Raw genomic sequence first — 25864 nt, forward strand, 5'->3', positions numbered from 1 at the left:
TCGGAATGGTTCCAAACATTCCTGTATCCGCCATCTGCTTGATACTCTGCCCGGTTCGCCTTGTGGTCATGAAAAAAGGCTGGGGCGATTTCTCGCCCCAGCCCCATAAAGCCCAGTAAAATACGGGGTCAGCCGATCCGATAGTTCGGCGACTCCCGCGTGATCTGCACGTCGTGGACATGGCTTTCTTTGAGGCCCGCGCCGGTGATGCGGACAAATTCGCAACCGCCGCGCATGTCGGCGATGGTGGCCGAGCCGGTATAGCCCATAGCTGCGCGCAGGCCGCCAACCATCTGGTGGATCACGGCACCGGCGGCACCTTTATAGGGCACCTGACCTTCGATCCCTTCGGGGACCAGCTTGTCGGACGCGGCATCTTTCTGGAAGTAACGGTCTGCCGAGCCGCGGGCCATTGCCCCCAGAGACCCCATCCCGCGATAGGACTTATAGGAGCGACCTTGGTAAAGGATCACTTCGCCCGGCGATTCATCGGTGCCAGCAATGGCCGAACCGACCATTGCGCAGCTTGCGCCCGCCGCAATCGCCTTTGCGAAATCGCCCGACATCTTGATCCCGCCATCGGCGATGATCGGGGTGTCACCCGCGCCCGAGACGCAGTCCATGATCGCCGAAAGCTGCGGAACACCGACGCCTGCTACGATACGGGTGGTGCAGATCGAGCCCGGGCCGATCCCGACCTTGATGGCATCCGCGCCCGCCGCGATCAGGGCTTGGGTGGCTGCCGCTGTCGCAACGTTCCCCGCCACGACCTGAACGTCGGAGCGATAGGCCTTGATGGCCTCGACCGCTTTGGCCACGCCGGCGCTATGGCCGTGGGCGGTGTCGATCACGATCAGATCGCAGCCTGCATCGACAAGCGCGGTCGAGCGTTCATAGCCCGCGTCACCTACGGTGGAGGCCGCCGCCACGCGCAACCGCCCCTTGTCGTCTTTGCACGCGAGCGGATTCAGTACGGCCTTGTCGCTGTCTTTCAAGGTCAGCAGACCCGTCAGATGGCCATTGGCATCGGTCACCAGCAGTTTCTCGATCCGGCGCTCTTTCATCAGCTTGCGTGCTTCGTCGCGGTCGGCAGGCTCTTGCAGAATGGCCAGATTGTCTTTGGTCATCATCGCCGAGACCGGCGTTTTCGCATCGGAGGCAAACCGCATGTCGCGGTTGGTCACGATGCCGACCAGACGGTTATCGGCATCCACAACGGGGAAGCCCGAGACGTTGTAGCGCGTCACCAGATCCTGTGCATCGGCCAATGTCTGGTCGGGGCGCAGGGTGATCGGGTTATAGACGATGCCGGATTCGAACCGCTTCACACGGCTGACTTCCTCGGCTTGCTCGGCAACGGTGAGGTTGCGGTGGATCACGCCCATCCCGCCAGCCTGCGCCATAGCAATCGCCATACGGCTTTCGGTCACGGTATCCATGGCCGAAGAAAGAAGGGGGATGTTCAGACGGATCGATTTCGTGACGAAGGTCGAAACATCGGCCGTCGATGGCAGCACCGTGGATGCTGCTGGAACTAATAGGACATCGTCGAAGGTAAGTGCCTCGCGAATCTGCATGACCGGGTCTCCGTGGCAGGGTTCGTTTGACGCTTCCTCATTTCACTACTTTTCGGGAAAGGCAACCCCAAGAGCATGTTGATTCGTGCATAGTCGATGTGCGTCTGGTGGGAAAACTGTCCTGAGAGCCTCTGGCACGGGGTTGTGGGTCTGGCGCAACGCCTGTGCTCCGTTTGCACCCGCCAACGGGTGAAAGCGGCAACACCTCTGGCAAGTGTGGCGGTCTTTGCGTAGCACTAGGAAAAACGAAGAGGTTCTTATGACCCCGGCAGCGCGGGTCGCGGCAGCGATCGAGATTTTGGATTTGGTACTGTCGGGCGAACCGGCAGAGCGGTGTCTGACGACATGGGCGCGCAATAACCGCTTTGCAGGGTCCAAGGACCGTGCGGCGATCCGCGATCATGTCTATGATGCCTTGCGGTGCCGCGAGAGTTTTGCCCGTCTGGGCGGGGCGAAAAGCGGGCGCGGTCTGATGATCGGTGCGTGCCGGAGCCAGAATGTCACCCTTGGCGAGGTGTTCTCGGGGGTGGGGCATGCGCCTGCGCCATTGACCGCGACGGAAGAGGCCGCGCTTCTGGCGCCTGTGCCCGAGGGGCTGGAGCTTCTGGACTGGCCGGACTGGCTCTTGCCGCAGCTCAAGGCCGATCTGGGAGAGGATTTCGTAGCGGTCAGCCTGGCCCAGCGGGAGCGGGCGCCGCTTTTCCTGCGGGTCAATCTGGCAAAGACCACGCGCGAGAAAGCGATGGCGATGCTCCGGCGCGACGATATCGATGCAGAGCCGCATCCTGCCGCCTCAACGGCGCTGAAGGTTGTGCAGGGCGCGCGCAAGCTGCGTCTGGCGCAGGCCTATCTGGAGGGGTCGGTCGAGTTGCAGGACCTGGCCTCGCAGATTGCCATCGAGGCCTTGCCGCTTGACGGGGTGGCATCGGCGCTTGATTTCTGCGCGGGTGGCGGAGGCAAGGCGCTGGCTTTGGCCGCACGGGCCCCGAAGCTGCGTCTCAGCGCACATGACATAGATGCCGGACGTATGAAGGATTTGCCCCTGCGTGCCGAGCGGGCAGGCGCGTGGATCGACCTGCTCCCCCCGGGGGCCGTGACGGGGCAGTGGGATATGGTTCTTGTGGATGCGCCCTGTTCCGGTTCGGGCACGTGGCGGCGGACGCCGGATGCCAAATGGCAGCTGCTTCCGGAGCGGCTGGACGCGCTTGTGGCGCTGCAATCGGAGATTCTGCAGGCGGCCTCTCGGTATGTCGCGCCGGAGGGCTATCTGGTCTATATGACCTGTTCGCTATTGCATTGCGAGAATATCGCGCAGGCGGAGCAATTTGCTGTTAACCCAGAATGGCAATGGGTCGAACATCGCCAACTGACGACGCAAGACGGATCGGACGGATTTTTCTATTCTGTTTTCAAAAGGATGGACGCGGAATGATGCCAGAATACCGGTTGCCACACTATCTGTAATGGTCTCAATTCGAGGTTGTGCTTTGATGCCTGTTAATTCGCCTTTAACTGATTTGATGCTTCATGCCTGAGAACGAAGACAAGAATGAGGTCCAGAAGGTGGTCCATCCCGATCAGCCCGTGCACAGCATCGGCCGCAATGTTGGTGTGATGACCCCTGGCGCGATGTATCTGCTGCTTGCGGCTCTTGGCGCGATTGTCGCGGGGCTGGTGGTGCAGGACCGGCTTATGATGATCGTGCTCTTTGCCGTGGCGGCGACATTTGTGGCGATCTCCGCAGGGATGAAACTGTCGCAGCTTTGGGCGCGTCACCAGCGGCGCCAGATGCATCTGCAGATTGCCAATTTCGTTGCACAGGATGCGTCTCCCTCCTTTACGACGGATGCCGAGGGTGAGATCGGCTACCAGAACCGTGCGGCGCTGGAACGGTTCGGGGCGCGGGGCCAGCAAAGCTTGACCCACGCCCTCGGGGAGCTTTTTGCCAATCCCGGGTCGGTCCTGAACCGTCTGCAAGCCAAAGCAACCGCTCTGGGGGCCGCGCGCGAGGATCTTGTGACGCGGCGCGGGCATGTGCGCCTATCGGTCCATCAGATCGGGGATGGCGATTTTCTCTGGCGTCTCGAAGATATGGCCGAACGCCCGTCTGGCGGTCGTGGGGCCGAAACGATCAGCCTGCCCATGCTGACGGCGTCGAAAAACGGCACGATCCTGTTTATGAACGAGGCATTGCGCCGCCTGACCGGCGAGCGCTATCGCACGTTGGATCGTATCTTCAATGACCTGCCGCTGCGTTCGGGCGAAGAACACGAGATCGGCACGCCCAACGGGCCGATCCGCTGTCTGGTGTCCGAAATCGAGGCGCGTGCCGGTCGCCGGGAGATCTATCTGTTGCCGGTGGCCGAGACGCGTCCGCTGCAGCATGATCCGGCCTCGTTCGAGGCGCTGCCTGTGGCTTTGCTGCGGGTTGACGGTCATGGGCGCATCATTGCGTCCAACCGCGCCAGCCGTGCCTTGCTGGGCATGCTGCCGCCCCATCCCACTATGGTCGATATGTTCGAAGGTCTGGGACGTCCGGTCAATGACTGGGTCGTGGATGCATTGGCCGGGCGTGCGGAGCATCGTCCCGAGGTTTTGCGTACACGGCATGGCGAAAAGGAAACCTATCTGCAAATCACGCTGAGCCGTGTGGTCGAGGAAGGGCGCCCCGGACTGGTGGCGGTGCTGTCCGATGCCACGCAACTCAAAACGCTTGAGGCGCAATTCGTGCAAAGCCAGAAGATGCAGGCAATCGGTCAGTTGGCGGGCGGCGTTGCGCATGATTTCAATAACTTGTTGACGGCTATCTCGGGGCATTGCGATTTGTTGATGCTGCGCCACGACAAGGGGGATCCCGACTTTGCCGATCTTGACCAGATCTCACAAAACGCCAATCGCGCCGCTTCGCTGGTGGGTCAGCTTCTGGCCTTTTCGCGCAAGCAAACGCTCAAGCCGCAGGTGCTGGATCTGCGCGATACGCTGTCTGATCTGACACATCTGCTCAATCGTCTGGTCGGTGAGAAGGTCCTACTGACACTCCAGCATCCGCTTGATCTGCGCCAGATCCGTGCTGACAAACGCCAGCTTGAACAGGTCTTGATGAATCTGGTCGTGAATTCCCGCGATGCGATGCCGGAGGGGGGCGAGATCCGGATCGAGACGGAAAATCTGTATCTCAAAGAGGACTTCAAGCGTGATCGGGTGTCCGTTCCGAAGGGCGATTATGTCTCGGTCAAGGTGATTGACGAGGGGACAGGGATCGCGCCGGACAAATTGACGAAGATTTTCGAGCCTTTCTACACCACCAAACGCACTGGGGAAGGCACCGGTCTGGGGTTGTCGACGGCCTATGGGATCATCAAGCAGACGGGCGGCTATATTTTCTGTGATTCCGTTTTGGGGTCGGGCACCTGTTTCACTATTTACCTTCCGGCTCATGATAAGGCGCAGGGCGATGACGACGAGGTGGCCAAGCCCATTGTCACTCAGGAACTGGCCCAGAGCGAGCGGACCGCAACCGTGTTGCTGGTCGAGGATGAGGCACCGGTGCGTGCCTTTGCCTCCCGCGCGTTGAAACTGCGTGGCTATACTGTTTTCGAGGCGGAGAATGCCGAGGAAGCCCTTGAAATACTGGAAGATGAAGGGCTTGCTGTCGATATTTTCGTGACAGATGTGATCATGCCCGGCATGGATGGACCGACATGGGTTGTCGAAGCGTTGAAGAAACGACCGGGGACGGCGGTGGTCTTCATGTCGGGCTATGCCGAAGATGTCTTCCTTGACGGCAAGCCGCCGATCAAAGGGTCGGCTTTCTTGCCGAAACCCTTCTCGTTAAGCGAACTGACCGCTACGGTGCAAAATCAGTTGGGCTGAGAAGAGAGAGCCTGATCATAAAGCCGGAAATCGTCTTTCATAAAGGCGACCAAGCGCGCCTCGACGGGCGCGCTTAATTTTGTGTCCACGGTTGGGGGAACATTTATGCGCGGTAGAGAGATTTCGAATCTTAACCGGTCTTCCAGAAATTGTAGAAAATTTCCGATATCCTCGTAACGGTACAGTCGATCCACCAGTAGATTTCCGGCTGTATCTGTCAGGAAGTCCGATTGTTTCTGCAACTTCGCATGCGGGGGACAGGGCGCCTGCATATAGTCCAAAGCAAATTCCTCGAAACTGCGATTGTGGAGCGGATGGTCGGGCAGATCAAACCCATCCCGCAACAAGAATCGGTACCACGAGCGCAGCCATTCTACCGGATGCCGGATAAGAGCGACCGTGGTGAAGGGGCTTGATGAATTGGCGCAAAGATAGGGCTTCAGGTGTTTCTGAAAATCCATTGCAGTCATGTGCTTGAGCACATCCGGCCGTTGCATCGAGACCGAGGCCAGTGGTTCGAGGGCCGTTTCGATCGCGGTCGAACCCGCCTTCGGTGTTGCAAGAAAGACCAGTTTTTGATCCCAGAAAATCAGCATAATTCGCCCAGAATTCTATTATTTTGGTGTCAGGCCGCAGAGCCCGGTTTTGTTGTAAACTATTGATTAACTATACGGGCGCAAGCTTTGTTAGGCCGATATGTTGAATTGTTCTTGTTTTGGTCTCAATTTCGGCTTAACGAACATTACTAGAACATTCACCATGTCCGGGTAATTGTGATCCGGCGTGCACTGTGAAATAAGGAGATGATCCTAATGGTAACGGCGGGCCTTTTCGATATGGCGGACAAGATGAAAGCAGATAAGCAGAAGGCGTTGGAATCGGCGCTTTCGCAAATTGAGCGGCAATTTGGCAAAGGCTCGATCATGAAGCTTGGCGAAGGGGCCAAGATTGATATCGAAGCAACCTCAACCGGTTCCTTGGGGCTTGATATTGCCTTGGGTATCGGTGGGCTGCCGAAGGGGCGGATTGTCGAGATCTATGGTCCGGAAAGCTCCGGGAAGACCACGCTGACGCTGCATACGGTTGCTGAAGAGCAGAAAAAGGGTGGCGTCTGTGCCTTTGTCGATGCAGAGCACGCCCTTGATCCGGCCTATGCACGCAAGCTGGGCGTTAATCTTGATGAACTGCTGATTTCCCAACCCGACACGGGCGAGCAGGCTCTGGAGATTGTCGATACGCTGGTGCGTTCGGGGGCGGTTAGCCTTGTCGTGGTCGACTCCGTGGCTGCGTTGACCCCTAAGGCCGAGATCGAAGGCGATATGGGCGATGCGACAGTGGGGGCGCAGGCGCGGCTTATGTCTCAGGCGATGCGCAAGCTGACCGCGTCAATCGGGCGGTCGAATTGCATGGTGATCTTCATTAACCAGATCCGCATGAAAATCGGCGTGATGTTCGGCAATCCGGAAACCACGTCGGGCGGCAACGCGCTGAAATTCTACGCCTCTGTCCGTCTGGATATCCGCCGCACCGGTGCGGTCAAGGATCGTGATGAGGTGGTGGGCAACGCGACCCGTGTGAAGGTCGTCAAAAACAAGGTGGCTCCGCCCTTCAAACAGGTCGAGTTTGACATCATGTATGGCGAGGGCATCTCGAAGGTCGGTGAATTGATCGATCTTGGTGTCAAGGCGGGTGTCGTCGAGAAATCGGGGGCTTGGTATTCCTACGGTGATGAACGCATTGGCCAAGGGCGTGAAAACGCGAAGCAATTCATGCGTGACCATCCCGATATCGCGAATGCGATCGAAGAGAAGATCCGGTCGAGTCATGGGTTGAACCTTGATTCGAACGATGAGGATAACGCGCTGACCGAAGACGAGTAAGCGCGCGGCGCAGAACGCGCCAATAAGGTGCAGAATGCACTGAAATCTGGCCGGGCCCGTTGTGGCCCGGTTTTTCTTGTCTTGGGGCTTTTGTCTGACTAAAGTCAGTTAAAACATCGGATCGGAGTCAGTATATGGCACGTGAGGCAGAGCCGGCGGTCAAGCGTTTGAGGCGGTTCAATCGGGTTGTGACGCTCGAATTGGGAGCGCTTGATCTGAGTTTTCTGGGGCGCGGGCGTCCTCTGCTTGAGGCGCGCGTGCTGCATGCGGTCGGGTCCGGTGTTTCGGATGTGGGGGATCTGCGTGAGCGGCTGAACCTCGATTCCGGGCTGATGAGCCGCCTGTTGCGCAAGCTTGAGGCCGAAGAACTCATCGTTCTCTCGCCCGATCCGAAGGATGGCCGTCGTAAGCGCATTCTGCGGACCCGCAAGGGCGAGAGAGAATTTGACGCCTATGAGGCGCTGTCCGATCAGGCCGCCCAAACCGTGTTAAACCGCGTGAAGGACAAAGAGGAATTTCTCAAAGCCGTGGATCTTGTGGCCTCTGTCATCGGGCGCGAGCGGATCGAGATTGTCGAGGTTGATCCTGATGACGCGCGCGCGATTGCCTGCGTGAATGCCTATGTGGCCGAACTCTCTCGCCGTTTCGGTGAGGATTTCGACCGCGCGCGCTCGGGGGAGCCCGAGGCCGATGCGATGCGTCCGCCGCGCGGCACCTTCCTTCTGGCGCTGTCGGAAGGGCTGGCGATGGGCTGTGTCGCGGTGAAAGACATGGGGGAACGTGCTGAAATAAAACGCCTTTGGGTCGATCCTTCGGCGCGCGGCATGCGCCTGGCCCATCGTCTGATGCGCGAGGCCGAAACCCGCGCCTATGATCTGGGGCACCGCGAGCTGGTGCTGGATACCTCGGCCAGATTGCCCGAGGCGCGGGCTTTTTACCTCAAGACGGGCTGGGGCGAAATCGCGCGGTATAACGACAATCCCTATGCCGATCATTTCTTTGGCAAGGAATTATAAGCCTCGATTGGTTACAACACCCGTGCTTTGCTGGACAGCCAGCCCGCACGGCGCTAAACGGAAGCAAATCCCCAAGAAGGGCGCAAGATATGGTCTCTCTGAACGAAATCCGGTCCACCTACCTCAACTTCTTCGAGCGGAACGGGCACCGGATCGTGCCCAGCTCGCCGCTGGTGCCGCGCAACGACCCCACGCTGATGTTCACGAACTCCGGCATGGTGCAGTTCAAGAACTGCTTCACCGGTGTCGAGAAGCGTGATTACACCCGCGCGACCACCGCGCAGAAATGTGTGCGCGCAGGCGGCAAGCATAATGACCTCGACAATGTGGGCTATACCGCGCGCCACCATACCTTCTTTGAAATGATGGGGAATTTCTCCTTCGGCGATTACTTCAAGGAAGGCGCGATCAATTTCGCATGGGAGCTGCTGACCAAGGATTTCGATATCCCGAAGGACAAGCTCTTGGTCACCGTCTATCACACCGATGACGAGGCGGCCGATATCTGGAAAAAGGTCACGGGCTTTACCGATGACCGCATCATCCGCATCCCCACGAAAGATAACTTCTGGCAGATGGGCCCGACCGGCCCCTGTGGTCCCTGCACCGAGATCTTCTTTGACCATGGCGAACATATTGCCGGTGGCCCTCCGGGCAGCCCCGATGAGGATGGCGACCGTTTCATCGAGATCTGGAACAACGTCTTCATGCAGAACGAGCAGTTCGAGGACGGCTCGATGCGCGAACTCGACATGCAGTCGATCGACACCGGCATGGGGCTGGAACGGATCGGCGCGCTCCTGCAGGGCAAGCACGACAATTACGACACCGATCTGATGCGCCATCTGATCGAGGCCTCGGCCCATGCCACCTCGACCGACCCCGATGGGGCGGGCAATGTGCATCACCGCGTGATTGCCGACCACCTGCGCTCGACCTCCTTCCTGATTGCCGATGGGGTGATGCCCTCGAATGACGGTCGCGGCTATGTGCTGCGCCGTATCCTGCGTCGTGCCGCCCGCCATGCGCATATGCTGGGTGCCAAGGATCCGGTGATGTTCAAGCTGGTGCCGGCGCTGGTGCGCGAGATGGGCGCGGCTTACCCCGAGCTTGGTCATGCGCAGGCGCTGATCGAAGAGACGCTGAAGATGGAAGAAACGCGTTTCAAGATTACCTTGGATCGCGGTTTGAAGCTGCTTGATAACGAGATTGCTGATCTGAGTGCGGGCGCTGTTCTGCCCGGCGAGGCGGCGTTCAGGCTGTATGATACCTATGGTTTTCCGCTGGATCTGACGCAGGATGCGCTGCGTGAAAGAAACATGACCGTGGACGTGAACGGCTTTGATGCCGCGATGGCTGCGCAAAAAACGGCGGCGGGCGGTTCTTGGGCAGGTTCTGGCGAAAAGGCTGACAGCAAGATCTGGTTCGAACTGGCCGACAAGCTGGGCGTGACTGAATTCCTTGGCTACGACTCCGAAGTGGCGGAAGGCCAGATCACCGCGCTGGTGTCTGATGGTGCGGAAGTGGCCGAAAGCGATGCGACCTGCATGATCGTGGTCAACCAGACGCCGTTCTACGGTGAATCCGGTGGTCAGGTTGGCGATACCGGCGTGATCGAGACCGAAACGGGTAAGGCGCGCATCACCGACACCAAAAAGGTTGCGGGCGTCTTCATCCACATGGCTGAGGTAACCGAGGGCAAGATTGCCCGTGGGCAGGGCGCTCGTCTGGTGGTGGATCATGCCCGCCGTTCGGCGATTCGTGCCAACCACTCGGCCACGCACCTGCTGCATGAGGCGCTGCGTCGTGCACTTGGCGATCATGTGGCGCAGAAGGGCTCGCTGAATGCCGAGGACCGCCTGCGGTTTGACTTCAGCCATGCCAAGGCGCTTTCGCCTGAGGAAATGCGCCAAGTAGAGGCCGAGGTGAATGAGTTCATCCGTCAGAACACCGCCGTTGATACCCGTATCATGACCCCCGATGATGCCCGCGCGCTTGGCGCTCAGGCGCTGTTTGGCGAGAAATACGGCGATGAGGTGCGCGTTGTGTCGATGGGCAAGCTGGCTGGCTCGGGCAAAGGCACGGCGGGCGATGTCTATTCGCTGGAACTTTGCGGCGGCACCCATGTGACCCGCACCGGCGATATCGGCGCTTTTGTGGCTTTGGGCGATAGCGCGTCCTCGGCAGGTGTGCGCCGCTTCGAGGCGCTGACCGGTCAGGCCGCGATCGATTACCTCAAGGCGCAGGAGGCGCATCTGGTCGAGGCCGCTCATGTTCTCAAGGCGGCGCCTGCCGATCTGGCAGATCGCGTGAAGGCGTTGTCGGACGAGCGTAAGGCATTGGCCAATGAGGTGGCGCAGCTGCGCCGCGAATTGGCGATGTCGGGCGGTGCGACCGGCGGCAATGAAGCCGAAGAGATCAACGGGATCAAGGTTGTGGCCCAGTTCCTGACCGGCGTCACCGGCAAGGATCTGCCGCCGCTTGTCGATGAGTATAAGGCCAAGCTTGGCTCGGGGGCCGTGCTTCTGGTGGCCGATGCCGGTGGTAAGGCCGCTGTGGCCGCTGGCGTCACCGAAGACCTGACCGCGCGTCTGTCGGCGGTGGATATGGTCCGCGCGGCTGCTGGCGCGCTGGGGGGCAAGGGCGGCGGTGGCCGTCCGGATATGGCGCAGGCCGGTGGGGCCGATCCGTCGAAATCGGATGAGGCGATTGCCGCCGTCAAGGCATTGATCGAAAGCAAATAAGCAAAACGGGGCCGCAGTCAAAATGCGGCCCCTTTCAACAGGAGAGAGCGGATGCCGGGTGCGTATTGGATTGCCCATGTGACGGTGACGGATGCCGAGGCCTATGGCAAATATGCCGAGTTGGCAGGCCCTGCCATCGCCGCAGCGGGCGGCAAGTTTCTGGCCCGTGGGGCGCGGTTCGTGCAGCTTGAGGGCAGGGAACGCCCGCGCAATGTTCTGGCGTGGTTCCCGAGTCTGGAGGCCGCCGTCGCGTGCTATAACGGGCCTGCCTATCAGGCGGCGCTTGCGCATGCCAAAGGGGCTGCAGAGCGCGAGTTGCTGGTCGTCGAGGCGATGGAGTAAGACCCCGCCTTTGCATCGCAAAGCGCCCCAAGGGGCGCTTTTTATGGGAGCGTGGCCTGTCTTGCGTCACGCCGCCCGATGCGCAGGGCTTTGCGCATCTGCTTCAGCTTCCAATGCTGTTCGTGCTGCAAGGCCAGATCGGCGGCCCATAACCCCATCTGGTAGTGTCCGCGCTCCTTCGCATTTTTCAGCATCAACTCGTTATAGAGTACGGATTTATGGCGTACCCGTAGCGCCTGTGCCAGCCATTGGTCGCTGATATCGCCACGCAGCGCGCGCAGGGAGACCTCGGTCAAAAGCCGCAATTTCAGCAGGACCGGCGGCACCTTATGGCCGAAATGGCGCAGGCGGTGCAGCTGGACAGTGGGGCCGGACAGGCGCGCGGCATGGGCTTTGTCCTGCGGCTCGAACGGATCGAAGAAAAGATGCGCGGAGGCCAGGTCTCCGACCGCTTCTGCCGCATCGCCATAGGGCAGGGTCCAGTCGGTGATCTTGCGCGCGTAACGGTAGCGGGTCTCGAAAGGGGCAATGCTTGTGTCCAATGTCGATTGCGGCGCAAAGGCCACCACATGCGCGCCGGGCGAGAGCCGCGAAAAGGTAAACGCCCCGAAGCCCCCCATCGACGCCCCGTAGAATGTGACGCGCTCGAAGCGGCGGAAAAGCCCCTCGGCGCGCAGCGTTTCCAGCGCGGCGATCAGGTCGGGATCGCGATACCAGTCGTTGCGTTTGTTGATCAGGCCAAGGATCGACCATCCCTGTTTGCGCAGCAGGTGATGGCCCCAGGGGTGCTGCTCGCCTTCAATCCGGTTGGTCGAGAGATTGCCGAAACTGACCACCAGATGCTGACCTTCGACGCCTGATTGCGGCAGATAGGCCAGCGCGTGATGGGCCAGCTCATGGCAGAACCCGCCCTGCTGTTCCGCTTCGGCGGTGATATCGGTGAAAGAGCGATGGATGGGTGTGACGTCGTTCATAGGCAGGTCCTGTCTGTTGGCCTCAGGATAACGCAAGACAGCGGGAAGGTAAGGCATGTTTTTTCGCCCTGCGATATGGGGGCGGGCGGTCTCGTGCGGCGGGCAGTTTGTGCTTCACAAGCTCTGTCGGACAGGATATGAGAACCTCCATGACCCAGACCGCAACCATCACGATCTGCTGCATTATCGGCTGACATTCGTCGGGCGGTCCGGTCTTGCTTTCCCAAAGCTGAAATCCCGAACCCGCCCGAGCGGTGGCCGTTCCATGCCGTGGGGGAGAGACTTCAGATGACCCAGATTCGCTTGCGCAACACGATGTCCCGTCAGGTGCAGGATTTCGCGCCGATTGATCCGAAGAATGTGCGGATCTATCTCTGTGGGCCGACGGTTTATGACCGTGCGCATCTGGGCAATGCCCGCCCTGTGGTGGTGTTTGATGTGCTGCAACGGCTGCTGCGCCATGTCTATGGCGAGAGCCATGTGACCTATGTCCGCAACTTCACGGATGTGGATGACAAGATCAACGCCACCGCCGTGAAGCGCCGTGAAGAGGGAGCGGAAGGGACGCTTGAGGATCTGATCCGCGCCCGTACCGAGGAAACCATCGCGTGGTATCATGCGGATATGGATGCTCTGGGAGCGGCGCGCCCCGACCACGAGCCGCGCGCGACCGATTACATCAATGCGATGATCGCGATGATCGAGCGGCTGATCGAGGGCGGGCATGCCTATGCCGCCGAAGGGCACGCGCTGTTTCGGGTGCGGTCGTATAAGGACTATGGCCGCCTTTCTGGGCGTTCGGTTGATGATATGATCGCGGGCGCGCGGGTCGAGGTGGCGCCCTATAAGGAAGACCCGATGGATTTCGTGCTGTGGAAGCCCTCGGATGACGGTTTGCCCGGTTGGGACAGCCCTTGGGGCCGCGGACGTCCGGGTTGGCATATCGAATGTTCGGCCATGAGCTATGAGCTGTTCGGGGATAGCTTCGATATTCATGGCGGCGGCATCGACCTGCAATTCCCCCATCACGAGAATGAGGTGGCGCAAAGCTGCTGCGCCCATCCGCATGGCGAGTTTGCCCGCTTCTGGCTGCATAACGAGATGCTGCAGGTCGAGGGGAAGAAGATGTCCAAATCCTTGGGCAATTTTTTCACCGTGCGGGATTTGCTGGACGAGGGCATTCCGGGCGAGGTGATCCGCTTTGTGTTTTTGCAGACGCATTATTCGAAGCCGATGGATTGGACTGCCGAGAAGGCGCGCCAGGCGGAGGCCACCTTGCGCAAGTGGCGGGCGGCCGTCGCGGGCATCGAACCCGCGCCGGCCGCAGCGCCCTCGGTGATCGCTGCGCTGGCGGATGACTTGAACACGGCGGGCGCTATTGCGGCATTGCATGCGTTGAGCGATCCGGCGGAGTTGAAGGCTTCGGCGCAGATGCTGGGGCTGTTGCTGGAGGGCATGGGCGAGTGGGCCGAGGCGCCGGTGGCGGATCTTTCGGCCTATGCCGATCATCTCGCCGCCCTGCGTGCTACGGCGATGGAGACCAAGGATTTCGCCCCTGTGGATGCGATGAAGCAGGCGCTGGTGGCGGCGGGTGTTGAGGTGCGGATGTCGAAGGCGGGGGTGGAGCTATTGCCTGCGGCGGGTTTCGCACCGGAGAAGCTGCCTGCGCTGTAAGGCGCAGCGCAGGAGGGAGAGCAAGCGATGAAAGAACGTCTTTATCTATACGACACGACGTTGCGGGATGGCCAGCAGACGCAGGGGGTGCAGTTTTCTGTCTCCGAGAAGGTGCAGATTGCGCAGGCTTTGGACCGGATCGGGGTGGATTATATCGAGGGCGGCTGGCCGGGGGCCAATCCGACCGATAGCGATTTCTTTGAGGCTCGGCCCCAGACGCGCGCGACATTCACCGCCTTTGGTATGACCAAACGGGCAGGGCGGTCGGCGGCCAATGACGAGGTTCTGGCGGGGGTGATGAATGCCGCAACGCCTGCCGTTTGTCTGGTGGGCAAGACGCATGATTACCATGTGACGGCGGCGCTGGGGATCTCGCTTGAGGAGAACCTCGAGAATATCGGGGCGAGTGTCGCGCATATGGTCTCCGAGGGGCGCGAGGCTTTGTTTGACGCCGAGCATTTCTTTGACGGCTATAAGGCCAATCCCGATTATGCGCTGTCTTGTGCGCGGGCGGCCTATGAGGCGGGGGCGCGTTGGGTGGTGCTATGTGACACCAATGGCGGCACCCTGCCTGCCGAGATTTCCGCCATTGTGGCCGATGTGATTGCGGCGGGCATTCCGGGGGATCATCTGGGCATCCATTGCCATGATGATACCGGCATGGCTGTGGCCTGTTCGCTGGCGGCGGTGGATGCGGGGGTGCGCCAGATTCAGGGCACTCTGAACGGGCTGGGCGAGCGCTGTGGCAATGCCAATCTGACGGCTCTGATCCCGACGCTTTTGCTGAAAGAGCCCTATCGCAGCCACTATGACACTGGCGTGCCGGAGAGCGCGCTTGCAGGCATCACGCGGCTGTCGCGCAAGCTGGACGATATTCTGAACCGCGTGCCCTTGCGCAGCGCGCCCTATGTCGGCGCCTCGGCCTTTACCCATAAGGCGGGGCTGCATGCCAGCGCGATCCTGAAGGACCCTGCGACCTATGAACATATCCCGCCCGAGACGGTGGGCAATACGCGCCAGATCCCGATGTCCAATCAGGCGGGGCAGTCGAACCTGCGTGCGCGTCTGGCGGATATGGGGCTCGAGATCGCCAAGGGCGACGAGCGGCTGTCCGGGATCCTTGACGAGATCAAGCGCCGCGAGGATCACGGCTATGCCTATGACGGGGCGCAGGCGAGTTTCGAGCTGGTCGCGCGGCGGGTGCTGGGCGAGTTGCCGCGGTATTTCAAGGTAGAACGCTATCGCGTGGTGATTGAGCGTCGCCATAACGGGCGCGAGATGGCCAATTCCTCCGAGGCGGTCGTGGTTCTGGATGTGGGCGGCGAGCGGATGCTGTCGGTGTCGGAAAGCTGGGATAGCGAAGGTTATGATCAGGGGCCGGTGAACGCTTTGTGGCAGGCTCTGGCGAAGGATCTGGGGCCGTATCAATGCCATATCGAGGATATGAAGCTGGTCGATTTCCGCGTGCGGATTACCGGCGGCGGCACGGCAGCGGTGACGCGGGTGGTCATTGATTCCGAGGATGGCAATGGCAACCGCTGGTCGACGGTCGGGGTGAATGCCAACCTTGTCGATGCCTCTTTCGAGGCGCTGCTTGAGGCGATCCAGTGGAAGTTCCTGCGTGACGGGGTGCGCCCGCTATGAGTGCCCTGACCGAGGCCGAGGCCCATTGTGCGCAGATGGTCGAGCAGAGCGACCCCGAGCGGTTCCGTGCCTTGATGGCGACACCCGAGGCGGATCGCCGCAAACTCTGGCCGCTTTATGCGGTGAACCTAGAACTGGCGCGGGCGCCTTGGGCCTCGAAAGAGCCGATGATCGCCGAGATGCGCGTGCAATGGTGGGTCGATGCGCTGGAGGCCTTGCGGGCAGAGGGCACGGCGCCACCATCCGAGATCGGTCCGGCATTGGCGGGGCTGCGGCCTGTGGCGGGGCTTTTGCTGGAACTGGCCGAAACACGGCGACAGGATTGCTGGCCCGATGGCTTCGAGGATCACGAGGCGGTCTGGCGGTATCTGGATGGCACCGCCGGGGCGCTCTATCTGGCGGCGGCGCAGCTTCTGGGGGTTGATGCGCGCGAATGGTCCGTGCTGCGTGGGCAGGCACAAGGGGTCGGTCTGGCGGCCTATCTTTGTGCGGTTCCCGAGATCGAGCGGCGCGGACGTCACCCTTTGCCAGATGGCCGCAGCGCCGCTATCGCCGGTCTGGCGCAGGCCGGTCTGGCGCGGCTTGCGCATGGAAATCTGTCGCGGCAGGCGCGGCGGGCGTTACTTCCGGGATGGGAAAGTCGTGCGATTTTGACAGAAATATCGCGCAATCCTGCTTGTGTTAGCCAAGATATTCCTAGGAAAAACGGCCTCAAACGCCAATTTTCTTTCCTGAGGCATGCGCTCGCGGCGTAAGCTGCTTTTGGCTTAAATGAATCTTCAGCACTTCACAGCATGTTTATGACCTAACGCGGGGGCAGAATCCCGCTTTGGGTTGGGACACCGCGTCGTGTCCGAGTGGAGGCTGCTGTATGAGAGTTCTGGATAATGTGAAGATCGGGGTGAAGTTGCCCCTGATTCTTTTTACGATTGCTTTGGTTGCACTTTCCGTCATGGCTCTGACCGCCTATCGGGATTCCCGGCATTTGCTGGAACAGGCCGCGACGGAACGTCTTATGCATGTTGCACAGGTGCAGGCTGACCGTGTGAATGAATGGGAAGCCGATTTCCGGACCGAGGTAAAAGACAGCATCGCATCCGATTTCATGCGCGATACGCTGCGGGATTTCCAGAATTCGTGGACGCGTCTTGGGGAGGGCGCCGCAGATCAGGTGCGGAGCGCCTACGTCGAGGGCAATGCCTATCGGGCGGAGGATCGCTGGAAGCTGACTGCGGCGGCGGACGGGTCCTTGTATTCGAAGCGCCATGAAAAATACCATCCGATGATTTTGCAGCAGGCGAAGCGTGCGGGCTTTTCCGACATCTATCTGATTAGTGCGGAGGGGGATGTCCTGTATTCAATCGAGAAGGCGGATGACTTCGGCACGAATTTCGTGACGGGCCCCTTTGCCGATAGCAAACTCGGTCAACTGGTGCAAAAGGCGCTGAAGGCCAGCACCGAAAATCCGCAGATCTCCGAAGCGACGATCCATGAAACGGATCATGCGGGTGTTCTGTCCTATTTTATGGCCGCTCCGATCCTGGATCATGCCGGCAACCCCAAAGGTGCGCTTGCATTTGAAATTCCGCTTTCGGGCTTGAATGCCATTCTGGCGGACGGGCGCGGATTGCAGGAGACCGGTCAAAGCTATCTTGTTGACCAGAATATGAAATATCAGAATAATCTACGCCTGTCGCAAGTGCCGACGGTCATGCAGGCTGCGCCCGAAAATCCGGCGATCACGCGTGCTTTGGCGGGAGAAAGTGGCACGGTGGATGCTGCTGGTGTACTGGATGGCAGTGATGCGACTGCTGCGTTCCTGCCGATCAGTTTCATGAACCATCCGGCGGCGCTGATCGTCGAACAATCCGACAAGGAACTGTTCTCGCCGATTATTGCGCTAGCGAAATCGATGAGCCTGCATGGAGCAATCGTTCTGGTCGCTTTGGTCCTGCTGGCCACCCTTATGGCGCGCAGTATTTCTAAGCCGCTGGTACGGCTGAAAGACACGATGGATCGGCTGGCGGCTAAGGATTACGATCTTGTCGTGCCCTTTACCCGCCGCAAGGACGAGGTCGGGCGGATGGCTGTGGCACTCGAAGACTTCCAGATTGCGCTGGCGACGGCAGAGGCGGCGTCGAAGGATGTGGCGCTGAAAGGGGCGGCCTTCAATGCCGGATCGTCCTCGATGATGATGGCTGATACGAATTTCAATATCAGCTATGTCAATCCCGCGATGACGCATCTGATCGAAAATCGTCTGGAAGATTTCCAGGTGCTCGATCAGACCATCGAAGCAGATACCATGGTTGGCCGCTCGATCGATACGTTCCACAAAAATCCGCAGCGTATCCGTGATTTCCTTTCCGATAGCGCTAACCTGCCTTACTCGGCCAATCTCAAAATCGGTCAGGCCCAATTTGCGCTTGGCATCTCCGAGGTTGTCATGCCGGGCGAGGGGCGCATCGGTTATGTGGTGGAATGGCGCGATATTACGGAAATCGGTATGTCGCGTGCCATGCTGAAAGCGCTTGATTCCGCACAGATGCTGGGCGAGGCCGATCTGAACGGTCGTATCAGCAGCGTGAACGAGAACTATTGTAAGGCTGTCGGCATCTCCGCCGAAGAGTTTATCGGTCGTCCCGTTGCGGATGTAACCAGCACCGTGGACAGCGAATTCACGATTGAGGATGTTGCGCAACGGGTGATGAGCGAAGGTGTGTCCGTGACCGGTACGTGGAAAATTTCTGCGGGCGACGGGCGCGACGCGATCTCGGAGGGGATTATCGCACCGGTTCACGACGAGATCGGGGATGTGGTCAAGGTTGTCTTTATCGGCAGCGACGTAACGACGTCCCGTAAGGAAATCGCGCGTGCAGCAGAACAAACGCAAGAGACATCCCGCCGGCAGGCCAAGGTTGTCGAGACCTTGCGCGTGGGGCTAAGTGCGCTCTCCGATGGTAATCTCACGGCCAAGATTGCGGAGCATCTGGGCGATGAATACGAGGAGCTTCGGGCGGATTTCAACACAGCTGTCGACCGTCTGGCAGAGGCAATGCGGGTCGTGATCGACAATGCGGTTGCCATTGATAACGAAGCGCGCGAAATCTCGAATGCGGCAGAAGATCTGAGCCGTCGCACCGAGCAGCAGGCGGCTACGCTTGAAGAGACCGCAGCAGCGCTTGATGAGTTGACTTCTTCTGTGGCCAGCGCGTCCGACGGGATCAATGAAGCCGATCGCATCGTTATGCAGGCTCGCAAAGATGCGGAAAGCTCCGGCCAAGTTGTGCAGCAAGCTGTTGAAGCAATGGGTGAAATCTCGGAAAGCTCGCAAAAGATTTCCAAGATTATCAGTGTGATCGACGATATCGCCTTCCAGACCAACCTCCTTGCCTTGAATGCGGGTGTCGAAGCGGCACGGGCAGGAGAAGCGGGGCGCGGTTTTGCTGTGGTGGCATCGGAAGTGCGGGCGCTTGCGCAACGATCTTCGGAAGCGGCGCGCGAGATCGACGGTCTGATCACGGCATCTTCCGATCAGGTCAGCCGCGGCGTCGGGCTGGTCGGGCAGGCCGGAAATGCTTTGGAGACGATCCTTCATTCCGTAACGGATATCGCCGAGCGGGTGGGACGTATCGCGACATCGGCAAAAGAGCAGGCCTCCGGCTTGTCCGAGATCAATACTTCGGTCAACCAGCTCGATCAGGTGACTCAACATAACGCAGCAATGTTTGAGGAAACGACGGCGGCAAGCCAATCCCTGAGTCAAAGTGCGAATGCTCTCAACGAGACAACGCGACGCTTTTCCATCGACAATCACGCAAAACCGGCGGCGGCTTCAGCCAAGCCTGCACCCAAGGCTGTCGCGTCCAAAGCGACAGGAGCGCCTGGGACGGCTGCTAAGCCAGCGTCTAAGCCCGCTATGCCTAAAGCTTCGGTGCCAGTGGTTGAAGGAAATCTCGCCCGTCAGGTGCCGCCGGCACCGAGCAGCGATGATTGGGAAGACTTTTAAAACAGGTTTGGGGATCGCTCAAACCCTATTCAAAAAGACTTAGAACGTCACTTTTTGACGGCAAGAAAGGCAAGAAATGAGTGCCAAACGTGTTTTGATTGTCGATGATTCTCCCACAATTCGACAGCTGATTCGAGCTCAGCTGCAGGGAGATTCACGTCTGGTGGTGGTGGGTGAGGCCTCTGATCCCTATGATGCTAGAGAAAAGATCAAAGCTCTAGCGCCTGACGTGCTGACACTGGATGTCGAAATGCCCCGTATGAACGGTTTGGAGTTTCTTGAGAAGATCATGCGTCTGCGTCCGATGCCTGTCATTATGGTATCAACGCTGACGCAACGTGGATCGACAAAGGCGATGGAGGCTCTGTCCTTGGGCGCTGTCGATTGCATCGGCAAGCCGAAATACGGCAACCCTATCGAGGCTTTCGGCATCCTGCCGGACCTGCTGGTCGCGGCCGCAGACGCGCGCCTGCGTTCTGGCCCGCGCAAAAAAGTCGAACCTGCAAGTGGATTTACTTGGAACGGTAAGGTCATCTTGATCGGTTCGTCGACGGGCGGCGTCGATGCTTTGGAAACGGTTCTGTCGGGTTTCCCTGCGAATTGTCCACCGACCCTGATTACGCAGCATATGCCGGAAAGTTTTCTGGCAAGTTTTGCCCGTCGTCTGCAGGGATGTATCGCGCCGAATATGGGCTTGGCCCGAGATGGCCTGCCTTTGACACAGGGCAATGTCTATCTTGCGCCAGGAGGGGAGTATCATCTTGCGGTAAAACCCGGTGAACCGGCCCGTTGCCGGCTTGAGGCAAGCGAGAAACGGAATGGTCATCGTCCTTCGGTCGAGGTTCTGTTCGATTCAGCTGTGCCTATGGCCTCAAAGGTCGTTTCTGTCATGCTGACCGGCATGGGGCGCGATGGTGCGGACGCGATGCTGCGCCTGCGGCAGGCTGGTGCACGGTGCTTTGCGCAGGACTCCGCAACGAGCGTGGTCTATGGCATGCCGCGCGCTGCGGTTGAAAATGGTGCGGCAGAAAAGGCTGTTCCCTTGGGACGGATTGCGTCGACAGTTCTAGCACAATGCGGGCGACAAACGGCCGCCGTCGAAAGAGGGGGGCGTTTCGCATGACGATGATGGGAATCGGTCGCCCGAAGCACATCTCTCAGGGCGAGTTCGCTGTTGGGCGGGTCGAGGGCATGTCTATCACGACAATTCTCGGCTCCTGCGTTGCGACCTGCCTCTATGATGAACATAGCGGTGTTGGAGGCATGAACCATTTTCTTTTGCCGGAAGGGACTGGCTCTACCGCCAGTTTCGGCGTGAATGCGATGGAATTGCTGATCAACGAGATCATCAAGAACGGCGGACAACGGACCACCTTGAAAGCGAAGGTTTTTGGCGGTGCGCGGATGATCGCAGGGCTTTCTGATGTTGGCGCGAAAAATGGTAGCTTCGTTTTGGACTTCCTGCGGCGGGAAGGGATTCAATGCCTTGGGCAAAGTCTTGGTGGCACGCAGGCTCGCCGGGTCGAATTCTGGCCGAATGGTGGGCGCGCGCGCCAGCGCCTTCTGGGCGAGGCGCAGGTGATCGAAACGCCGCCGCCGCCGCCGCCGAGCAATGATGTCGAACTGTTCTGAGCGAAATGGCCCCATTATGAGTTCACGTGAAGCCGGACATTCCATAGATTACAGGCGTGAAATTGATCGTCTGATGCGTTTGGAGTTCGGCTCGCGCAGTGAACTCGTTTTGCGATATCTTGCTGTGTTTAATGGTGGTTTGACACTGCACTTCTATTTGCAGTGGACCTCTGCCCTACTATGGATGCCGGTCTATTTCGCATTGCAGGCGCTTTATTACGTTTTCTTGCGTAGTCGTGCGCCGGTATGCACGGCCAGAGACACGACGATTGCTTCTATCTTGTTTCTGGTCTTGCTCGGCTGGTTCAGCTGGCTTCCTGCGCTGATGCTGCTTGAGCAGGATACGGCCTTGCGGATCAGTGCGGCGGCAGGGCTGGGATGCCTGATGGTGTTTCTTATCCGGCGGAGCGACCGTCTGAAACTGATGATCTATGGCGAAATCGTTATGATCACCCTGATTCTTGGGGCTGTTGCGTTTCTGGTGTTGCCGCAGGTTCCGTCGCTGAGTGCCAAATCGGCCATGCTGGTCTGTTGTGCTGCGTTGATTGTCTATTTTGCGAATGCTTTGTTGGAAGGCCGGAAAATGCGCCTTGACGCAGAGCGAGCATCCGAGCGGACTTTACAGGCTCAGAAGATGGAAGCTGTCGGCCAGTTGGCTGGGGGGGTCGCACATGATTTTAACAATATCCTCACTGCGATCATCGGGAACCTCGATCTGTACGAGCTGACCGAAGATCGCCCCGAGCGGGATGATATGGTGCACAATGCGCGAGAAGCGGCACAACGCGCTGCAACCTTGGTGCAGCAACTGCTGGCCTATTCGCGCAAGTCCAACCTGCAATCGGAGCCGCGCGATATCGAAGTCATGCTGGAGCGTGTGCGGGTTCTGGGCGCGCGGCTTATACCGGCGTCCATCTCGTTGGAGGTGATCAATTCTCCTCGGCGTAACTGGGTAAAGGTCGATGAGACCCTATTGATGACGGCATTGATCAACCTGATCGTGAATGCCCGCGATGCTATGCCGAAAGGTGGTCGGATCCGGATATCTGCCGATCATAGATGTTTCGAGAGCCCCGAATTGATGGCAGACGGCTATGTTCTGCCTGCGGGAAATTATGTGGAGCTAACCGTTGCCGACACCGGGACCGGCATTCCTGAAACCGTGCTAGATCATGTGCTGGAGCCGTTTTTCACGACAAAGCCCGTGGGCAAAGGTTCAGGGCTTGGCTTGCCGATGGTGTTGGGATTCGCGCGTCAATCTGGCGGGGGGTTGAGTTTGCGCAGCTCTGCCGCCGGGACCCATGTCTCGGTCTATCTGAAAGAAGTGGAAGCGCCGCTTAATCTGGTTGCCAATCGGGCCGCATAGGCGCGATGCCCGTATGATCATGCAGTGCGTTTGAGGTGACGTAAAGATGCTCCGTCGGTTGTTTTCAATCGGCTGAAAATCAGGATGGCCAAAGGCCCGGTGGTGGCCACAATCGCGAAGCCTAGAGTAAAGGCGTGCAATGGTATGGCACTATTGCTAATTTCGGCACCGGTTGCGAAGGCAGAAAGTTCCAAAGCACCACCGGCCAGCGCGATCCCCAAAGTCAGCGAGACCTGTTGGGCGACCGCTGCAAGCGAGGAGCCGCGGCTCATTTCTTGCGGATCCAGATCGGCAAAAGTAATGGCATTGATCGCGGTGAAGGTCAGTGCTTGCGCGACGCCTCCGATTAAAAGCAATGGCACAAGATACCAGTCATAGGGGCTGGTGACGGTTCCAAACCCCAACAGGCTCGCGGCACGGACGCAGGTGCCAAGGATCAGCATGCTGCGAAATCCGAACCGGTCGACAACCTTGCCGGAAAATCCCCTGATGGAGAGTGCGCCGACGGCGGTCAAACCGGCAAGCGCTCCCGAGGCGAGAATGGACATTCCTAGGCCAAGCTGGAATAGCAGAGGCAGCAAAAGCGCAATGGCGCCGTTGCTCAGGCGGAAGGCCGTGCCGCCCCAGATGCCAATGCTGAACGTCCGGTGCCGGAAGAGGTTCGGGTCGAGAAGAGCGTCGTTGCGGTGACGGGCGCGCAGGGCATAGGCCACCATTAAACTCAAACCGGTCAGGCTCAACCCAAGGGCGACGGGCAGGGGCATGATATGCTCGCCCAAGGCGCTTAGCCCTGCCATAAGGGAGCCCAAGCCGATGGCCGAGATGAAAAAACCCAGTATGTCGAACCGCTTCGGGGGGGCGGGGGTGTCATGCGGCAGGTGGCGGAATGCCAGAGCCAGCGCGAAAGACCCGAGCGGGATGTTGATCAGGAAAATCCAGCGCCAGCCAAGTGTTTGGGTTACTACCGCGCCAACCAGCGGTCCGAGGGCTGGACCGATCAGCGCGGGGACGGTCAGATAGACCATCGCTTTGACCAGTTCCTGCCTGTCGGTATTGCGCAGTACGATCAGGCGACCGACAGGGGTCATCATCGCGGCCCCTGCGCCCTGCAAGGCGCGCGCCAGAACCAGGCCAAGTAAGGTGGATTGATCTGCGCAGAGTGCGGAGGCGCCGATGAACAGAAGCATGGCAAGGATGAAGGTGCGGCGCGCTCCGAACTTATCGGCGATCCAGCCCGAAATCGGCACCAATGCTGCAAAGGCAATGAGATAGGTGGTCATCGCCATTTTCAGCGATAGCACCGCAACATCGAGGTCCCGCGCCATCACCGGAAGGGCGGTCGAGAGCACTGTCGCGTCGATCAGCTCCATTAGAAGAGCGAAGGCAATGGTCAGGGGGAGAATGTTTTCGCGGAGTTTTTGCATGATCGGGCTTTCGTCAACATCGCGATCCTAGCGCCCGAACCCCTCCTGTCCATGACAGGGCTGCACAGGAGGGTGTGCTTTGACGATTTCGGGCCCCGTTACCGGCCCTTCCAGATCCAACCGCCGCCGAAGATCCGGCTGTCATCATTGGAGTAGAAGACGCAGGCCTGACCGGGCGAGACGCCTTCTTCCGGTACGATCAGCTCGACCTCCGCTTCGGTCGCTGAAATCGGGCGAATGATGGCAGCACGCGGTGGACGGGTCGAACGGACCTTGACCGAAACATGCCATTCCTTGCGCGAGGTGAAGGGCTCGTCGCCGAGCCAGTTGATCTCGCGCACCGGAATCGTGCGGGTGGCCAAGGCCTCTTTCGGTCCCACGATCACACGGCGATGATCGGGGTCGAGTTTGACCACGTAGAGCGGGTCGGCCATGCCACCAATTCCAAGACCGCGTCGCTGGCCGATCGTGTAATGGATCACGCCGCGATGTTCGCCCAGAATATTGCCGTCCATATCGACAATCTCGCCCGGATCGGCGGCACCCGGACGCAGTTTTTCGATTACACTGGCATAATTGCCGTTCGGAACGAAGCAAATGTCCTGACTGTCGGGCTTGTCGGCAACCGGCAGGCCGTGTTTTGCAGCCAAAGCACGGGTTTCGGCTTTGGAATGCAAATGTCCAAGCGGGAATCGCAGGAAAGAAAGCTGTTCGGGTGTGGTCGAGAACAGGAAGTAACTCTGGTCACGATTCGAATCGGCTGCCGAATGCAGCTCGGGACCATTCGGCCCCATTTTGCGCTGGATATAATGCCCCGTCGCCATACAATCGGCATCCAGATCCTTCGCGGTTTCCAGAAGATCCTTGAATTTGACGCGTTCGTTACAACGGATACAGGGGACAGGGGTTGCTCCGCCAAGATAGGCATCGGCAAATTCGTCGATCACCGCTTCTTGGAAGATGTTTTCATAATCAAGCACATAATGCGGGAACCCCATCGTTTCCGCCACGCGCCGCGCGTCATGGATATCACGTCCGGCACAGCAGGCGCCCTTTTTGGCAAGCGCGGCCCCGTGATCGTATAGCTGCAACGTCACCCCCACGACATCATAGCCCTGTTGTGCCAATTCCGCGGCCACGACAGAGCTATCGACGCCGCCAGACATGGCGACAACGACTCGCGTGTCTTCGGGGCGCTTGGCAAAACCAAGCGAATTGAGTGGCATATCCTTGCTCATGGAAAACGTCCCTTAACCAGGTCCGCAGAAATATAGGAAAATCCTACCTATTCTCAAGGGTTAGTTTCACCCGTCGTTAAGACCCATCCGTCACATTCTAGAGCATCGAAGTGAAGGGGTGTGCCCATGTATCTGAAAAAAGTCGATGGTCCGCGGTCTATCACACTGCCTGATGGTACGATTTTGACCCGTGCGGACCTGCCACCTGCCGAAACGCGCCGTTGGGTGGCGTCGCGTAAGGCTATTATTGTTAATGCGGTCTCTCATGGTCTGATCACGCGCAGTGAAGTGCTGGAGCGCTACGATCTGTCCGATGAGGAACTCGATATCTGGACCCATGCCGTGCAAAAACACGGTCTGGCGGGGTTGAAGGTGACTGCTATCCAGAAATTCAGACAACCCTAGGAGGAATTGAATAAATTAACGTTCTAGGGTAATAGTGTGTTAACCATTTGGTGCGAGGGTTCCAAT

At 59.2% G+C, this 25864-nt stretch carries 19 protein-coding genes; 14 read left to right on the forward strand and 5 right to left on the reverse strand.

Annotated elements, in window-relative coordinates:
- Positions 1-128: 128 nt before the first annotated feature.
- Positions 129-1577, reverse strand: a complete 1449-nt coding sequence (guaB, locus tag WDB88_RS07685; RefSeq protein WP_339107089.1) for an IMP dehydrogenase — start codon at positions 1575-1577, stop codon at positions 129-131.
- Positions 1578-1836: 259 nt separating this feature from the next.
- Here guaB and WDB88_RS07690 point away from each other — a divergent pair, with 259 nt between their 5' ends.
- Both WDB88_RS07690 and WDB88_RS07695 read left to right on the forward strand, forming a co-directional pair.
- The gene (locus WDB88_RS07690) at positions 1837-3009 is read left to right on the forward strand and encodes an RsmB/NOP family class I SAM-dependent RNA methyltransferase (RefSeq protein WP_339107090.1); all 1173 of its coding nucleotides are present in this window, start codon (positions 1837-1839) and stop codon (positions 3007-3009) included.
- A 95-nt stretch (positions 3010-3104) separates the two neighbouring features.
- Positions 3105-5450 carry an ATP-binding protein gene (locus WDB88_RS07695; protein WP_339107091.1) on the forward strand — a complete coding sequence of 782 codons (2346 nt, stop codon included), beginning with the start codon at positions 3105-3107 and terminating at the stop codon, positions 5448-5450.
- On the opposite strand, the gene WDB88_RS07700 is transcribed toward WDB88_RS07695, so the two are convergent.
- Positions 5438-6046 carry a hypothetical protein gene (locus WDB88_RS07700; RefSeq protein ID WP_339107092.1) on the reverse strand — a complete coding sequence of 203 codons (609 nt, stop codon included), beginning with the start codon at positions 6044-6046 and terminating at the stop codon, positions 5438-5440. The two genes, WDB88_RS07695 and WDB88_RS07700, sit on opposite strands and share 13 nt — an antisense overlap.
- Before the next feature lie 216 nt (positions 6047-6262).
- Between WDB88_RS07700 and recA the strand changes: the two genes are divergently transcribed.
- From recA to WDB88_RS07720, 4 genes are all read left to right on the forward strand, one after another.
- Positions 6263-7330 carry a recombinase RecA gene (recA, locus tag WDB88_RS07705; RefSeq protein WP_339109499.1) on the forward strand — a complete coding sequence of 356 codons (1068 nt, stop codon included), beginning with the start codon at positions 6263-6265 and terminating at the stop codon, positions 7328-7330.
- 134 nt (positions 7331-7464) lie between these two features.
- Positions 7465-8346 carry a bifunctional helix-turn-helix transcriptional regulator/GNAT family N-acetyltransferase gene (locus tag WDB88_RS07710; protein WP_339107093.1) on the forward strand — a complete coding sequence of 294 codons (882 nt, stop codon included), beginning with the start codon at positions 7465-7467 and terminating at the stop codon, positions 8344-8346.
- Between the two features lie 89 nt (positions 8347-8435).
- Complete coding sequence (gene alaS / locus WDB88_RS07715; RefSeq protein WP_339107094.1) at positions 8436-11090, forward strand: alanine--tRNA ligase; 2655 nt, start codon at positions 8436-8438, stop codon at positions 11088-11090.
- A 51-nt stretch (positions 11091-11141) separates the two neighbouring features.
- A complete protein-coding gene (locus tag WDB88_RS07720; protein ID WP_339107095.1) occupies positions 11142-11432 on the forward strand; it encodes a DUF1330 domain-containing protein in 291 nt (96 codons plus the stop codon).
- 41 nt (positions 11433-11473) lie between these two features.
- Here WDB88_RS07720 and WDB88_RS07725 read toward each other — a convergent pair whose 3' ends face one another.
- Complete coding sequence (locus WDB88_RS07725) at positions 11474-12406, reverse strand: hypothetical protein (protein ID WP_339107096.1); 933 nt, start codon at positions 12404-12406, stop codon at positions 11474-11476.
- Positions 12407-12694: 288 nt separating this feature from the next.
- Between WDB88_RS07725 and cysS the strand changes: the two genes are divergently transcribed.
- The 7 genes from cysS to WDB88_RS07760 all read left to right on the forward strand — a co-directional run bounded on the left by cysS (position 12695) and on the right by WDB88_RS07760 (position 22731).
- Positions 12695-14080: a cysteine--tRNA ligase gene (cysS, locus tag WDB88_RS07730; RefSeq protein WP_339107097.1), complete on the forward strand. Its 1386-nt coding sequence runs from the start codon at positions 12695-12697 to the stop codon at positions 14078-14080.
- 27 nt (positions 14081-14107) lie between these two features.
- Positions 14108-15724, forward strand: a complete 1617-nt coding sequence (cimA, locus tag WDB88_RS07735; RefSeq protein ID WP_339107098.1) for a citramalate synthase — start codon at positions 14108-14110, stop codon at positions 15722-15724.
- Positions 15721-16479: a squalene/phytoene synthase family protein gene (locus WDB88_RS07740; RefSeq protein ID WP_339107099.1), complete on the forward strand. Its 759-nt coding sequence runs from the start codon at positions 15721-15723 to the stop codon at positions 16477-16479. The genes cimA and WDB88_RS07740 overlap by 4 nt, the downstream gene beginning before the upstream one ends.
- Positions 16480-16595: 116 nt before the next feature.
- Positions 16596-19733 carry a methyl-accepting chemotaxis protein gene (locus WDB88_RS07745; RefSeq protein ID WP_339107100.1) on the forward strand — a complete coding sequence of 1046 codons (3138 nt, stop codon included), beginning with the start codon at positions 16596-16598 and terminating at the stop codon, positions 19731-19733.
- Positions 19734-19809: 76 nt separating this feature from the next.
- The gene (locus WDB88_RS07750; RefSeq protein ID WP_339107101.1) at positions 19810-20856 is read left to right on the forward strand and encodes a chemotaxis response regulator protein-glutamate methylesterase; all 1047 of its coding nucleotides are present in this window, start codon (positions 19810-19812) and stop codon (positions 20854-20856) included.
- The gene (locus tag WDB88_RS07755; protein ID WP_339107102.1) at positions 20853-21365 is read left to right on the forward strand and encodes a chemotaxis protein CheD; all 513 of its coding nucleotides are present in this window, start codon (positions 20853-20855) and stop codon (positions 21363-21365) included. Before WDB88_RS07750 ends, WDB88_RS07755 begins: the two co-directional genes overlap by 4 nt.
- A 16-nt stretch (positions 21366-21381) precedes the next feature.
- On the forward strand, positions 21382-22731 hold the full coding sequence (locus WDB88_RS07760) for an ATP-binding protein (protein ID WP_339107103.1): 1350 nt from the start codon (positions 21382-21384) through the stop codon (positions 22729-22731).
- A gap of 17 nt (positions 22732-22748) precedes the next feature.
- Here WDB88_RS07760 and WDB88_RS07765 read toward each other — a convergent pair whose 3' ends face one another.
- On the reverse strand, positions 22749-24155 hold the full coding sequence (locus WDB88_RS07765) for an MFS transporter (RefSeq protein WP_339107104.1): 1407 nt from the start codon (positions 24153-24155) through the stop codon (positions 22749-22751).
- 98 nt (positions 24156-24253) lie between these two features.
- Positions 24254-25393 (reverse strand): tRNA 2-thiouridine(34) synthase MnmA, encoded by a 1140-nt coding sequence (gene mnmA / locus WDB88_RS07770; protein WP_339107105.1) that lies wholly within the window; start codon positions 25391-25393, stop codon positions 24254-24256.
- A gap of 126 nt (positions 25394-25519) precedes the next feature.
- On the opposite strand from mnmA, the gene WDB88_RS07775 reads away from it, so the two are divergent.
- Positions 25520-25798 carry a DUF1153 domain-containing protein gene (locus WDB88_RS07775; protein WP_339107106.1) on the forward strand — a complete coding sequence of 93 codons (279 nt, stop codon included), beginning with the start codon at positions 25520-25522 and terminating at the stop codon, positions 25796-25798.
- The last annotated feature ends 66 nt before the right edge of the window (positions 25799-25864 follow it).

Source organism: Thioclava sp. GXIMD4216, assembly GCF_037949285.1.
Classification (GTDB): domain Bacteria; phylum Pseudomonadota; class Alphaproteobacteria; order Rhodobacterales; family Rhodobacteraceae; genus Thioclava; species Thioclava litoralis.